At 69.0% G+C, this 14,192-nt stretch carries 9 protein-coding genes and 1 tRNA gene; 7 read left to right on the forward strand and 3 right to left on the reverse strand.

Annotated elements, in window-relative coordinates; translation table 11 throughout:
* The first annotated feature begins 27 nt into the window (after window positions 1–27).
* The 4 genes from gltB to SOM19_RS10000 all read left to right on the forward strand — a co-directional run bounded on the left by gltB (window position 28) and on the right by SOM19_RS10000 (window position 8,052).
* Complete coding sequence (gene gltB, locus SOM19_RS09985; protein WP_414683639.1) at window positions 28–4,635, forward strand: glutamate synthase large subunit; 4,608 nt, start codon at window positions 28–30, stop codon at window positions 4,633–4,635.
* A complete protein-coding gene (locus SOM19_RS09990) occupies window positions 4,628–6,094 on the forward strand; it encodes a glutamate synthase subunit beta (RefSeq protein ID WP_320486363.1) in 1,467 nt (488 codons plus the stop codon). The genes gltB and SOM19_RS09990 overlap by 8 nt, the downstream gene beginning before the upstream one ends.
* A 48-nt stretch (window positions 6,095–6,142) precedes the next feature.
* A complete protein-coding gene (pyk, locus tag SOM19_RS09995; RefSeq protein ID WP_320486364.1) occupies window positions 6,143–7,594 on the forward strand; it encodes a pyruvate kinase in 1,452 nt (483 codons plus the stop codon).
* 80 nt (window positions 7,595–7,674) lie between these two features.
* Complete coding sequence (locus SOM19_RS10000) at window positions 7,675–8,052, forward strand: SHOCT domain-containing protein (RefSeq protein WP_320486365.1); 378 nt, start codon at window positions 7,675–7,677, stop codon at window positions 8,050–8,052.
* A 68-nt stretch (window positions 8,053–8,120) separates the two neighbouring features.
* Here the strand turns inward: SOM19_RS10000 and SOM19_RS10005 are convergent, their stop codons facing one another.
* Complete coding sequence (locus tag SOM19_RS10005; protein WP_320486366.1) at window positions 8,121–8,477, reverse strand: hypothetical protein; 357 nt, start codon at window positions 8,475–8,477, stop codon at window positions 8,121–8,123.
* Window positions 8,478–8,502: 25 nt separating this feature from the next.
* A tRNA-Leu gene (locus SOM19_RS10010) sits at window positions 8,503–8,585 on the reverse strand.
* Window positions 8,586–8,628: 43 nt separating this feature from the next.
* On the opposite strand from SOM19_RS10010, the gene SOM19_RS10015 reads away from it, so the two are divergent.
* Window positions 8,629–9,252 carry an ANTAR domain-containing response regulator gene (locus SOM19_RS10015; RefSeq protein WP_414683640.1) on the forward strand — a complete coding sequence of 208 codons (624 nt, stop codon included), beginning with the start codon at window positions 8,629–8,631 and terminating at the stop codon, window positions 9,250–9,252.
* Window positions 9,253–9,344: 92 nt separating this feature from the next.
* Here the strand turns inward: SOM19_RS10015 and SOM19_RS10020 are convergent, their stop codons facing one another.
* On the reverse strand, window positions 9,345–9,773 hold the full coding sequence (locus SOM19_RS10020) for a hotdog fold thioesterase (RefSeq protein WP_320486368.1): 429 nt from the start codon (window positions 9,771–9,773) through the stop codon (window positions 9,345–9,347).
* Window positions 9,774–9,831: 58 nt separating this feature from the next.
* On the opposite strand from SOM19_RS10020, the gene polA reads away from it, so the two are divergent.
* The gene (gene polA / locus SOM19_RS10025; protein ID WP_320486369.1) at window positions 9,832–12,471 is read left to right on the forward strand and encodes a DNA polymerase I; all 2,640 of its coding nucleotides are present in this window, start codon (window positions 9,832–9,834) and stop codon (window positions 12,469–12,471) included.
* A gap of 45 nt (window positions 12,472–12,516) precedes the next feature.
* Entirely contained in the window at window positions 12,517–14,190 is a 1,674-nt protein-coding gene (locus tag SOM19_RS10030) for a DUF885 domain-containing protein (RefSeq protein ID WP_320486370.1), read from the forward strand.
* The last annotated feature ends 2 nt before the right edge of the window (window positions 14,191–14,192 follow it).

The following is a 14,192-nucleotide window of genomic DNA, read 5'->3' on the forward strand; positions in this document are numbered from 1 at the left end:
TTGAGCATCAACGTGAGGACGGTCGGTATGGCTTCGAGCCCCCGTCACGTCGCCTCCCCCGAGGCGAACACCCCTGGACAGCGCGGCCTGTCGGGCTTCCCCGAGAAGCAGGGGATGTACAACCCTGCCTTCGAGAAGGACGCCTGCGGACTGGCGATGGTCGCCACCCTGCGTGGCGAGGCCGGGCACGACATCATCGATCTGGCGCTGACGGCGCTGCGCAATCTCGAGCACCGCGGTGCGATCGGGTCGGACGCCGGCACGGGCGACGGCGCAGGCATCCTGACGCAGATGCCCGACGCGTTCCTGCGGGCCGTGGTCGACTTCGACCTGCCCCCGGTGGGGGAGTACGCGGCGGGAATGGTCTTCCTGCCCCGCGACGACGAGGCGCGTGCTGCCCAGAAGGACGGGATCGAGCGGATCGCGGCGTCCGAGAATCTGACCGTCCTCGGCTGGCGCGAGGTTCCGACCGTCGACGAGAACCTCGGCAAGCTCGCGTTCGCGGCGCGCCCGGTCTTCGAGCAGCTGTTCGTCTCGCACCCCGCCGTCGGCGGCACCCCCGCTCTGTCCGGCATCGCGCTGGACCGTCGCACCTTCCGCCTGCGCAAGCGCGCGCGCACCGAGTTCGACGCGTACTTCGTGTCGCTGTCGGCGCGCACGCTCGGCTACAAGGGCATGGTCACGACGCTCCAGCTCGAGCCGTTCTATCCCGACCTGCAGGACGAGCGCTTCGCCTCCGAGCTCGCGGTCGTGCACTCGCGGTACTCCACCAACACCTTCCCGTCGTGGCCGCTCGCGCAGCCGCTGCGGATGCTCGCCCACAACGGCGAGATCAACACCGTCAACGGCAACCGCAACTGGATGCGCGCGCGCCAGTCCCAGCTCGAGTCCGAGCTGCTCGGCGACATCCGCCCGCTCCTGCCGATCTGCACCAAGGGTGCGAGCGACTCGGCGTCGTTCGACGAGGTGCTGGAGCTGCTCACGCTGACGGGCCGCAGCCTGCCGCACGCCATCATGATGATGGTCCCCGAGGCGTACGAGAAGCAGGCCGACCTCGACCCCAAGCTGCGCTCGTTCTACGAGTTCCACTCCATGCAGATGGAGCCCTGGGACGGCCCGGCCGCGCTCATCTTCACGGACGGCACGCTGGTCGGCGCCACGCTCGACCGCAACGGCCTTCGCCCGGGTCGCTGGACCGAGACCACCGACGGCCTCATCGTCATCGGCAGCGAGACGGGCGTGCTGGACTTCGCCCCCGAGCGCATCAAGCGCCGCGGGCGCCTTCGGCCCGGCCGCATGTTCCTCGTCGACACCGCGCAGCGGCGCATCGTCGAGGACGACGAGATCAAGACCCAGCTCGCCGAGCTCGCCCCATGGCAGGAGTGGCTCGACAACGGCCGCGTACGCCTGGCCGACCTGCCCGAGCGCGAGCACATCGTTCACCCGATCGCGTCGATCACCCGCCGCCAGCGCACCTTCGGCTACACCGAGGAGGAGGTGCGGATCCTGCTCACCCCGATGGGCCAGAACGGCGCCGAGCCCCTCGGTGCGATGGGCAGCGACACGCCCGTCGCCGTGCTCAGCGAGCGCCCGCGCCTGCTGTTCGATTACTTCACGCAGCAGTTCGCCCAGGTCACCAACCCGCCGCTGGACTCGATCCGCGAAGAGGTCGTCACGTCGCTGTCGCTCGGGCTCGGCCCGGAGCGCAACCTCCTCGAGTGGGGCGCCGAGCACACGCGCGTCGTGACGCTCGACTTCCCCGTCATCGACAACGACGAGCTGGCGAAGATCCAGCACATCGACACCGCCCTTCCCGGCCGCACCTCCGTCACGATCCGCGGGCTGTACCGCGTCGAGGCAGGCCACAAGGGCATGCAGAAGCGACTGGCGCAGATGTGCGCCGAGGTCGACCAGGCCATCGAGGACGGCGCCGAGTTCATCGTGCTGTCCGACCGCGACTCCAACAAGGACCTCGCGCCGATCCCGTCGCTGCTGATGCTCGCCGCCGTGCACCACCACCTCATCCGCAAGGAGACGCGCATGAAGTGCGGTCTCGTGGTCGAGGCCGGCGATGTGCGCGAGGTGCACCATGTCGCCACGCTCATCGGGTACGGGGCATCCGCCGTCAATCCGTACCTCGCCATGGAGACGGTCGAGTACCTCGTCCGCGCCGGGTACATCACCGGCATCACGCCGGAGAAGGCCGTCAAGAACCTGATCTACGCGCTCGGCAAGGGCGTGCTGAAGATCATGTCCAAGATGGGCATCTCCACGGTGTCCTCCTACGCCGGCGCTCAGGTCTTCGAGGCCATCGGCCTGTCGGACGAGTTCATCTCGTCGTACTTCACCGGCACCGAATCCAAGCTCGGCGGCGTGGGACTCGACGTCATCGCCGAGGAGAACGCGGCGCGGCACTCGTACGCCTACCCGCAGGATGCCGCGGTCCGCGCCCACGAGCGCCTCTGGACCGGCGGCGAGTACCAGTGGCGCCGCGACGGATCGCCCCACCTCTTCAACCCCGACACGGTGTTCCGGCTGCAGCATGCGACCCGCACGCGCCGCTACGACATCTTCCGCGAGTACACCAAGCTCGTCGACGACCAGGCGAGCGAGCTGAAGACCCTCCGCGGGCTCTTCTCGTTCAAGACCGCGGGCCGCACACCGCTGCCCATCGACGAGGTCGAGCCGGTGTCGTCGATCGTGAAGCGCTTCTCGACCGGGGCGATGAGCTACGGCTCCATCTCCCAAGAGGCGCACGAGACGCTCGCGATCGCGATGAACCGGCTGGGCGGAAAGTCCAACACCGGCGAGGGCGGCGAGGACGTCGACCGTCTGCTCGACCCCGAGCGTCGCAGCGCGATCAAGCAGGTGGCCTCCGGGCGCTTCGGCGTGACGAGCCTCTACCTCACCGAGGCCGAGGACATCCAGATCAAGCTCGCGCAAGGCGCCAAACCGGGCGAGGGCGGGCAGCTGCCGCCGACCAAGGTGTATCCCTGGGTCGCCCGCACGCGTCACGCGACCGCGGGCGTCGGCCTCATCTCGCCGCCGCCGCACCACGACATCTACTCGATCGAAGACCTCAAGCAGCTGATCTTCGACCTCAAGCGGGCCAACCCGACCGCTCGAGTGCACGTGAAGCTCGTCAGCCAGTCCGGGATCGGCGCCGTCGCGGCGGGAACGGCGAAGGCACTGGCCGACGTCATCCTGGTCTCGGGGCACGACGGCGGTACCGGCGCGAGCCCGCTCAATTCGCTCAAGCACGCGGGCACCCCGTGGGAGCTCGGCCTCGCCGAGACGCAGCAGACGCTCATGCTCAACGGCATGCGCGACCGCGTCGTCGTGCAGGTGGACGGGCAGCTCAAGACCGGCCGCGACGTCGTCATCGGCGCGCTGCTCGGCGCCGAGGAGTTCGGGTTCGCGACCGCGCCGCTCGTGGTGTCGGGCTGCATCATGATGCGGGTCTGCCACCTCGACACCTGCCCGGTCGGTGTCGCGACCCAGAACCCCGTGCTGCGTGCGCGCTTCAACGGCAAGCCGGAGTTCGTCGTCAACTTCATGGAGTTCATCGCCCAGGAGGTGCGCGAGTACCTTGCCGCGCTCGGCTTCCGCACGCTCGACGAGGCCATCGGCCGCAGCGAGCTGCTCGACGTCGACGGCGCGGTGGAGCACTGGAAGGCGAGCGGTCTGAACCTGGCGCCGGTGCTCGAGGGCCCGGCGTTCGCCGACGACGAGCCGCGCCGCAACCTCACGAGCCAGCTGCACGAGCTCGACGAGCATTTCGACGTCGGACTCATCGAGCGCGCCCAGGACGTCATCGCGAACGGCGGGCAGATCACGATCGACCTGCCGATCCGCAACACGGAGCGCGCCGTCGGCACGCTGCTCGGCCACCACGTCACGCGGGCGCACGGCGAGAACGGGCTGCCTTCGGGGAGCATCGTGGTGAACCTGACCGGATCGGCCGGGCAGTCGTTCGGCGCGTTCATGCCGGCCGGCATCACGCTCCGGCTCGAGGGCGACTCCAACGACTACGTGGGCAAGGGACTGTCGGGCGGACAGATCGTCGTGCGACCTCCGCGCCAGGCGACCTTCGACGCGTCCAAGAACGTGATCGCCGGCAACGTCATCGGCTACGGCGCCACCCAGGGCACGCTGTTCCTCCGCGGAGTCGTGGGGGAGCGGTTCTTCGTCCGCAACTCCGGCGCGACCGCCGTCGTCGAAGGCGTGGGAGACCACGCGCTCGAGTACATGACCGGCGGGCTCGCGGTGATCCTCGGCGCGACCGGCCGCAATCTCGGCGCGGGGATGTCCGGCGGCACCGCCTACATCTACAAGCTCGACCGCAAGCTCGTGAACCGCGAGGCTCTCGCGACCGGCGAGCTCGAACTCGGCGAGCTCGGATCCGGCGACGCCGAGATCCTGCGCGACCTGCTGGAGCAGCACGTCGCCGAAACCGACTCGACGCTCGGGGCGGCACTGCTGGCCGACTTCGACTCCGAGCTCGACAACTTCGTCCGCGTCCTGCCCCGCGACTACGCCGCGGTGCTCGAGACGCGCCAGAGCGCCGTCGCGGAGGGGCTCGACCCCGATGGCGACGTCGTCTGGAACCGCATCCTGGAGGTGACGGGTGGCTGACCCGAAAGGCTTTCTGAAGGTCACCGAGCGCGAGCTGCCCCCGCGGCGGCCGGTGCCGGTGCGCATCATGGACTGGAAAGAGGTCTACGAGCCGGGTGACTCCGCGGTCCTGCGCCGTCAGGCCGGCCGCTGCATGGACTGCGGCGTGCCGTTCTGTCACCAGGGCTGCCCGCTCGGCAACCTCATCCCCGAGTGGAACGACCTCACCTGGCGCGGCGAGGGCCGCTCCGCGATCGAGCGCCTCCACGCCACGAACAACTTCCCGGAGTTCACGGGGCGCCTGTGCCCGGCTCCGTGCGAGAGCTCGTGCGTGCTCGGCATCAATCAGCCCCCGGTGACGATCAAGCAGATCGAAGTCTCGATCATCGACGAGGCCTTCGCGAACGGCTGGGTCGAGGCCGAGCCGCCCGGACGCCTGACCGGCAAGACCGTCGCCGTCGTCGGCTCCGGGCCCGCAGGCCTCGCCGCCGCTCAGCAGCTCACCCGCGCCGGCCACACCGTCGCCGTGTTCGAGCGCGACGACCGCATCGGCGGGCTCATGCGCTACGGCATCCCGGACTTCAAGATGGAGAAGAAGCACCTCGAGTCGCGCATCCGCCAGATGCAGGACGAGGGCACCCGCTTCCGCGCCGGCGTCGAGATCGGCAAGGACATCTCCTGGAACGACCTCCGCGCGCGCTACGACGCCGTCGTGGTCGCCACCGGGGCGACCCTCCCTCGCGAGCTCGCGATCCCCGGCCGGGATCTGGCCGGTGTGCACTTCGCCATGGAGTACCTGATCGAGTCGAACAAGGCCACGGCCGGCGACTCGGTGCCCAACCAGATCTCCGCGGAGGGCAAGCACGTCGTCGTCATCGGCGGCGGCGACACGGGAGCCGACTGCATCGGCACGGCCCACCGGCACGGCGCGCTGAGCGTGACGAATCTCGCGATCGGACGGCGTCCTCCGGGCGAGCGTCCCGACCACCAGCCGTGGCCGATGGCCCCGCTCGTGTTCGAGGTCTCCTCGGCGCACGAAGAGGGCGGTGAGCGGTCCTACCTCGCCTCGACGGTCGAGTTCCTGGGGAACGGCGCGGGGGAGGTGCGCGCGCTCCGCGTCGCCGAGACCGAGTTCGTCGACGGCCGCCGGGTGCCCAAGAGCGGCACCGAGCGCGAGATCCCCGCCGACCTCGTCCTCATCGCGATGGGCTTCACCGGTCCCGAGCGCGCCCTCCTCGAGGAGCAGCTCGGCGCCCAGTTCACCGACCGCGGCAACGTCCGCCGCGAGGACGACTACCAGACCACCGCCCCCGGAGTGTTCGCAGCCGGCGACGCCGGCCGCGGTCAGTCCCTCATCGTGTGGGCGATCGCAGAGGGCCGTGCGGCCGCTGCGAGCGTCGACCGCTACCTCATGGGGGAGACCGAACTGCCCGCCCCCGTCCGCCCCACCGATGTCGCGATCGGCCTGCAGCCCGCGTAGGCTGGCCCACGGCATTCGCCCTCGAAAAAACCCGGAGAACACACACGGATGAGACGCGCCAAGATCGTCGCAACCCTCGGCCCCGCCACGTCGACCTATGAGAGCGTTCGCGCGATCATCGACGCCGGCGTGGATGTCGCCCGCTTCAACCTGAGCCACGGCGACTACGCGGTTCACGACAACAACTTCGCCAATGTGCGCAAAGCAGCCGACGACTCGGGCCGCCCCGTCGCCGTCCTGGTCGACCTTCAGGGTCCGAAGATCCGTCTCGGCAAGTTCGAGAACGGCCCTCACGAGCTCGCCGAGGGCGACATCTTCAAGATCACCGTCGACGACATCCTCGGCACCAAGGAGATCGTCTCGACGACCTTCAAGGGACTGCCGCAGGACGTCAAGGCGGGCGACTTCCTGCTGATCGACGACGGAAAGGTGCGCGTCGAGGTCGTCGATACCGACGGCACCGTCGTCACGACGAAGGTCATCGTCGGCGGGCCGGTGTCCAACAACAAGGGCATCAACCTGCCGGGTGTCGCCGTCAACGTGCCGGCACTGTCCGACAAGGACGAGGCCGACCTCCGCTGGGGCCTGCGCGCCGGCGCCGACATCATCGCGCTGTCGTTCGTCCGCAGCGCGAAGGACGTCCAGCGGGTCCACGTGATCATGGCCGAAGAGGGACGCCACATCCCGGTCATCGCCAAGATCGAGAAGCCGCAGGCCGTCGACAACCTCGAGGAGATCATCGACGCCTTCGACGGCATCATGGTCGCCCGCGGCGACCTCGGCGTCGAGCTTCCCCTCGAGGCGGTGCCGATCGTGCAGAAGCGCGCGGTCGAGCTGTGCCGTCGCATGGCCAAGCCGGTCATCGTCGCGACGCAGATGCTCGAGTCGATGATCGAGAACCCGGTCCCGACGCGCGCCGAGACGAGCGACGTCGCCAACGCCGTCCTCGACGGCGCGGACGCGGTCATGCTCTCGGGCGAGACCAGCGTGGGCAAGTACCCGGTCGTCGTCGTCGAGACCATGGCGCGCATCGTGGACTCGACCGAGGAGCACGGCCTGGAGCGCATCCAGCCGCTCACGACCAAGCCCCGCACGCAGGGTGGCGCGATCACGCTCGCGGCGCTCGAGGTCGCGGAGTTCGTGGACGCGAAGTTCCTCTGCATCTTCACCGAGTCGGGCGACACCGCCCGTCGCATGTCGCGCCTGCGCCCGCGCATCCCCATGATCGGATTCACCCCCGAGCCGGCGATCCGTCGCCGCATGGCGCTCACGTGGGGCGTGAAGTCGGCGCTCGTCGAGCACGTCGCCCACACCGACCGCATGTTCATCCAGGTCGACGACTACTTCCTGGCCAACGACCTCGCGAAGGTCGGCGACAAGGTCGTGGTGATCTCGGGTTCCCCTCCCGGAATCATCGGCTCGACCAACGACATCCGGATCCACAAGATCGGCGACGCCGTCCACGGCAAGGCGCCCATCTACAAGTCCGGCGAGTTGTAAGCCCAAGAGGGTCTACGGAACGGTCGCGCTCACTATGCTGAGCGCGACCGTTCTCTTTCTCCGACCCGGAGGTACCTCGCATGGACTTCTTCTGGTGGCTGCTGTGGATCTTCTACTTCACGGCCTACATCTACGTCGTCATCCTCGTCATCACCGATCTCTTCCGTGATGAAACGCTCAACGGCTGGCTCAAGGCGCTGTGGATCATCGCCCTCGTGTTCGTGCCGTTCCTCACCGCCCTGGTGTACGTGATCGCCCGCGGCAACGGCATGGCGGCTCGCGCCGGCGCGCGCTACGCCGGCGTATCGGAGTCCGACGATTACAAGCCGTCCGCCTCCACGAGCCCCGCCGACGACATCGCCAAGGCCAAGGCCCTCCTCGACGCCGGCACGATCTCACAGGGCGAGTTCGACGCCCTCAAGAGCAAGGCGCTCGGGAACCAGTACTTCGGCGCGTAGCCGGAAGAGCGGAGCTGAGCGGATGCCCCGGGCCGGGGCATCCGCTCAGCTGTCGGCCCTGCGCGCTCTCACAGAGTGAGGCCCACGTACAGGAACCCGATGAAGACCCAGGCAGCCATCACCCCGAAGACGAGGAATGAGACAGTTGCGGAGCTGAGCGCGACGATCGCGGGCCAGCGGGGCCTCGAGCGCTTCACCAGTGCCACGATGGCGAGCACGAAGCCTGCGGGCACGGCGAGCAGCTGCAGCGTGCCGGGGCCGGTGAGTGCGCCGCTCACGATGTCGGTCACGATGATCGGCAGGAGTCCCGCTGCGACGAGGCCCAGGCTCAGCCAGCTCCACAGCGGCCGCTCCGTCGTCGAAGCTCCGGGTGAGCCCGACGGCGGCACGGCCTGCGGGCGCGCCTCGTATTCGGGCTTCCGCACTGCAGGGATGTCATTGCCGGCCATGTACCGGTGGTGGGACTCGAACCCACACGCCCTCTCGGGCAACCGATTTTGAGTCGGTCGCGTCTGCCATTCCGCCACACCGGCCCGCGGTCCGCCGCGTCCGCGATTGACCATACCGTAGGATTCAATGGTGACTGAGCAGGAGCTGACCCCCGGAGCGCAGACCTCCACCCCCCGTCGTGTCGTGGTGGCGGAGGACGAGTCGTTGATCCGACTCGACATCGTCGAGATCCTCCGCGACAACGGCTTCGACGTCGTCGGAGAGGCGGGCGACGGCGAGACTGCGGTGCAGCTGGCCACCGATCTCCGTCCTGACCTGGTGATCATGGATGTAAAGATGCCTCAGCTCGACGGCATCTCCGCCGCTGAGAAGCTCAGCAAGAACCACATCGCCCCGGTGGTGCTCCTGACGGCGTTCAGCCAGAAGGAGCTCGTCGAGAGGGCGAGCGAGGCCGGCGCCCTGGCCTACGTCGTGAAGCCGTTCACGCCGAACGACCTGCTGCCGGCGATCGAGATCGCCCTCGCGCGCTACGAGCAGATCATCACGCTCGAGGCCGAGGTCGCCGACATGGTCGAGCGCTTCGAGACCCGCAAGCTCGTCGACCGTGCCAAGGGCCTCCTCAACGAGAAGATGGGCCTGTCCGAGCCCGAGGCGTTCCGCTGGATCCAGAAGGCGTCGATGGATCGGCGTCTCACCATGCAGGACGTCGCCAAGGCGATCATCGAGCAGCTCGCGCCCAAGAAGGCCTGAGAAACGACGAATCGGCCGGAACACGGGGCGCCGCCCCGTTTCCCGGCCGTTTTCTCGTTTCCGAGCGGCGTCGGCCGGTCCCGCTGCGCGGGCTAAGCCCGCGCGGCCGTGATGTGGTTCGTGATGCGGATGGTCGAGCAGCGCCGGCCCTGATCGTCCGTGACGACGATCTCGTGCACCGTGATGCTGCGGCCGAGGTGCACGGGGGTGCAGACACCGGTGACGACCCCGGACGTCGCGGACCTGGTGTGGGTCGCGTTGATGTCGACGCCGACGGCCAGGCGGTCCGGCCCGGCGTGGAGGTTCGCGGCCATCGACCCGAGCGACTCGCCGAGCACGACGTACGCCCCGCCGTGGAGGAGCCCGACCGGCTGCGTGTTGCCCTCCACAGGCATGGTCGCGACGCAGCGCTCGACGGTGAACTCGGTGAACCGGAGTCCCATCTTCTCGGCCAGTGCGCCCATGCCGCGGGTCGCCGCCCACTCGAGTCCGTCGACGTCCGCGGGGGAGTGCTCGGTCATCGCTCGCCTTCGGATTCGTGCGCCAGGGGGTGTCCTCCGCCCTGACTAGGCTTGCAGGGTGATGGACTCCGCAAAGCCTACCCTTCTCGTCGTGGACGGCCATTCGCTGGCATATCGGGCGTTCTACGCCCTTCCCGTCGACAACTTCTCGACGAAGGACGGCCAGCACACCAACGGGATCTACGGGTTCCTGGCGATGCTGATCAACCTGATCAAGGCAGAGAAGCCCACCCACCTGGCGGTCGCCTTCGACACCTCGCGACAGTCTTTCCGCACTCGCGAGTACCCCGAGTACAAGGCGAACCGCTCCGAGACCCCCTCCGAGTTCAAGGGGCAGATCCCGATCCTCCAGGACTGCCTCGCCGCGATGAGCATCCAGGTCCTTCAGAAGGAAGACATCGAGGCCGACGACATCCTGGCCACGCTGGCCACTCAGGGCGCCGAGCAGGGTTTCGACGTGCTCGTCTGCTCCGGCGATCGCGACACCATCCAGCTCGTGACCGAGGACGTCACGCTCCTCTATCCCAACGTGCAGGGCGTCTCCCAGCTCAAGCGCTACGACCGCCAGGCCGTGATCGACCGCTACGGCGTGCCCCCCGAGCAGTACCCCGACATCGCGGCGCTCGTCGGCGAGACGAGCGACAACCTTCCGGGTGTCCCGAAGGTCGGGGAGAAGACCGCCGTCAAGTGGCTCACCCAGTTCGGCTCGCTCGACGAGCTCCTCGCCAACGCCGACAAGGTGACCGGAGTGGTCGGCGGCAACCTGCGCGAGAACCTCGACGCCGTGCGCCGCAATCGCGCGCTGAACCGCCTGCTGACCGACATCGAGCTGCCCGCGACGATCGCAGATCTCGAGGTGCGCCCGATGGACGCTCAGGCGGTGCGCGACATCTTCGCCCGCCTCGAGTTCAAGTCGCTCATCCCGCGGGTCGCGGAGCTCGCCGGCATCGAGCAGCAGATGGCGGCGGTGACCTCCGCGGCGGCCGTGCCCATGCCCGCGCCGCTCGAGCCCTCCGCCGCCGATCTGCGCGCGTGGCTCGACGCCGCCGACACCGAGGTGGGCGTGACGGTCGTCGTCGAGGCCGGTCTGCCGTCCCGCATCGGCTTCGCCACGGCGGATGCCGCCGCCGAGGCGTCGTGGACGCCCGAGGTCGTCGACGCCGTCGGCGAGTGGCTCGCGGGCGATGCGCCCAAGGTCCTGAGCGACGCGAAGCCGCAGGTGAAGGCCCTGCGCCGGGCCGGGGTCCGTCTGGGCGGCCTCGCCTTCGACACCGTCGTGGCCGGGTGGCTCCTCCGCCCGAGCTTCCCCGACAAGTCGCTGGCAGACCTGGTCGACCGCTACCTCGACGAGAAGCTGCCCGTGGCCGATCCCACCCAGCTGGTGCCCGAGACCGAAGGTGCGACTCCGGGCCAGCTCTCGTGGTTCGGGCTCCGGGTGACCGAGGCGCTGCGCGCCGAGCTCCCGGCGAGCGTCGCGGCCGTGCTCACCGACATCGAGCTGCCGTCGCTGCTCACACTCGCCGACATGGAGCTCGCGGGCGTCGCGGTCTCGCACGACAAGCTGTCGTCGTTCTCGGCCGAGCTGGGGGAGCGCGCCGATGCGATCGCACAGCAGGCGTTCCTCGCGATCGGCCATGAGGTCAACCTCGGCTCGCCCAAGCAGCTGCAGGAGGTGCTGTTCGACGAACTGCAGCTCCCGAAGACCCGCAAGACCAAGACCGGCTACTCGACGGATGCTGCGGTCCTCGCCGACCTGCAGGAGTCCCACCCGCACCCGTTCCTCGACCTGCTGCTCCAGCACCGCGAGGCGACGAAGCTCCGGCAGATCATCGAGTCGCTCGACACCGCGATCGCGGCCGACGGGCGCATCCGCACCACGTACGTGCAGACCGGCAGCCAGACCGGGCGCCTCTCCAGCACCGACCCGAATCTGCAGAACATCCCCGTGCGCACGGAGGAGAGCCGCCGCATCCGCTCGGCGTTCGAGGTCGGAACAGGATACGAGACGCTCCTCACCGCCGACTACTCGCAGATCGAGATGCGCATCATGGCGCACCTCTCCGAAGACCCGGGCCTCGTGGAGGCGTTCAACTCGGGCGAGGATCTCCACCGTTTCGTCGGCGCCCGCGTGTTCGGGGTGGAGCCGGCGGATGTGACGCCGGCCATGCGCACCAAGGTGAAGGCCATGTCGTACGGGCTCGTCTACGGCCTGTCGGCGTTCGGGCTCTCCAAGCAGCTGCGCATCGAGCAGACCGAGGCCAAGCAGCTCATGATGGAGTACTTCGCGCGGTTCGGCGCGGTGCGCGACTACCTGCGATCGTCCGTGGAGCAGGCGCGCATCGACGGCTACACCGAGACCATCTTCGGGCGCCGCCGGCCCTTCCCCGATCTGGCCAGCCCCAACCGCGTGCTCCGCGAGAACGCCGAACGCGCCGCGCTCAACGCCCCCATCCAGGGGAGCGCCGCCGACATCATGAAGATCGCGCTGTTCCACATCCACGACGACTTCGCAGCGCACGAGCTGCGTTCCCGTGTGCTCATGCAGATCCACGACGAACTGGTCGTCGAGATCGCGCCGGGGGAGTGGGACGCCGCGGAACGCATCGTCCGCGAGCGCATGGGCGACGCTGCCGACCTCACGGTGCCGCTCGACGTGCAGATCGGGCGCGGCGGCGACTGGAACGAGGCGGGGCACTGATCGAGTCGTTTGGCGCGTCGCGCGTGCACTCCTAGGCTCGATGCCATGACTGACGAAACACGCACGCCCACGCAGATCGACACGATCGCTGATGCCTGGGTCGACACGCTCGCGGAGTTGGAACCGACCCTCGCGACGTACATCGGGCGCTCCGAGTTCAACGACCGCTACGGCGATTACAGCCCGGCCGGACAGGAGCGCCTCATCGAAGAGGGCCGCAAGACCCTGGCCGCCCTCGCGGCCGCGACTCCCGTCGACGACATCGATGCCGTCACGCAGGAGGATCTCGCCCGCGAGATCGGCCTCGGGATCGAGCTGCACGAAGCGCGGTGGAACCTACGCGATCTGAACGTGATCGCCTCGCCGGCCCAGGACATCCGCTCGGCGCTCGACCTCATGCCGACGGCCACCACCGACGACTGGTCGGTCATCGCCACCCGCCTGAAGGCCGTGCCGGCGGCGATCGACGGCTACCTCACCACGCTCCGCGAGGGAATCGCGCAGGGGGTCGTGCCCGCCCGCCGACAGGTGGTCGAAGTCGCCTCGCAGATCGTGCGCTACACCGAGGACGGCGGCTTCTTCGCCACCTTCGCCGCCGAGGCGGCGCCCGAGGAGGGCCAGCTGCCGGCCTCCCTCGCCCGCGACCTCGCCGACAGCGCCAACGCGGCACGCGTCGCGTACGACGAGCTGGCGCAGTTCCTCAACACGGAGGGTGGCGCCGCCGCCTCGGAAGAGGATGCGGTGGGGCGCGAGCTCTACGCGCTGCACTCCCGTCGCTTCCTCGGGGCGACCGTCGACCTCGACGAGACCTACGAGTGGGGCGTCGAGGAGCTCGCCCGCATGGTGGCCGAACAGGAGTCCATCGCCCACGAGATCAAGGCCGGCGCCACCGTCGAAGAGGCCGTCGCGTTCCTCGAGCAGGACCCGGCGCGCAAGCTGTACGGCACGGCCGCGCTGCAGGCCTGGATGCAGGAGACGAGCGACCGTGCCGTCACCGAGCTGGGCCGGACCCACTTCGACATTCCCGAGCCGATCCGCAAGCTCGAGTGCATGATCGCGCCCACCAAGGAGGGCGGGATCTACTACACCGGCCCGACCGACGACTTCTCGCGTCCCGGACGCATGTGGTGGTCGGTGCCCGAGGGCGTCAACGAGTTCGACACCTGGCGTGAGCTCACCACGGTCTACCACGAGGGCGTCCCCGGCCATCACCTTCAGATCGCCCAGGCGGTGTACAACCGGGCGCAGCTGAACTCGTACCGCCGCCTGCTCGGCGGCACCTCCGGTCACGCCGAGGGGTGGGCGCTGTACGCCGAGCGGCTCATGGAGCAGCTCGGCTACCTCGACGACCCGGCCGATCGACTCGGCATGCTCGACGGACAGCGGATGCGCGCCGCTCGCGTGGTGCTCGACATCGGCGTGCACCTCGGCAAGCAGCGTCCCGACGGCCAGGGCACCTGGGACGCCGACTTCGCGCTCGACTTCATGCGGCACAACGTCAACATGTCCGACGAGTTCGTGAAGTTCGAGGTGAACCGCTACCTCGGCTGGCCCGGCCAGGCGCCGTCCTACAAGGTCGGCCAGCGCATCTGGGAGCAGCTGCGCGATGAGGTGGCTGAGCGCGAAGGCGCCGACTTCTCGATCAAGCAGTTCCACAAGCGCGCGCTCGACATCGGCGGCGTCGGCCTCGACACGCTGCGCACGGCGCTCTCGCGCTGACC

The organism is Microbacterium sp. CFBP9034, assembly GCF_034045255.1.
Taxonomy (GTDB): Bacteria; Actinomycetota; Actinomycetes; order Actinomycetales; family Microbacteriaceae; genus Microbacterium.

Excerpts from the sequence above, each read along its gene's own strand:
- gltB (WP_414683639.1), top strand. The coding sequence starts at position 28 with ATGGCTTCGAGCCCCCGTCACGTCGCCTCCCCCGAGGCGAACACCCCT.
- pyk (WP_320486364.1), top strand. The coding sequence starts at position 6,143 with ATGAGACGCGCCAAGATCGTCGCAACCCTCGGCCCCGCCACGTCGACC.
- SOM19_RS10000 (WP_320486365.1), top strand. The coding sequence starts at position 7,675 with ATGGACTTCTTCTGGTGGCTGCTGTGGATCTTCTACTTCACGGCCTAC.
- SOM19_RS10015 (WP_414683640.1), top strand. The coding sequence starts at position 8,629 with ATGGTGACTGAGCAGGAGCTGACCCCCGGAGCGCAGACCTCCACCCCC.
- SOM19_RS10020 (WP_320486368.1), bottom strand. The coding sequence starts at position 9,773 with ATGACCGAGCACTCCCCCGCGGACGTCGACGGACTCGAGTGGGCGGCG.
- SOM19_RS10030 (WP_320486370.1), top strand. The coding sequence starts at position 12,517 with ATGACTGACGAAACACGCACGCCCACGCAGATCGACACGATCGCTGAT.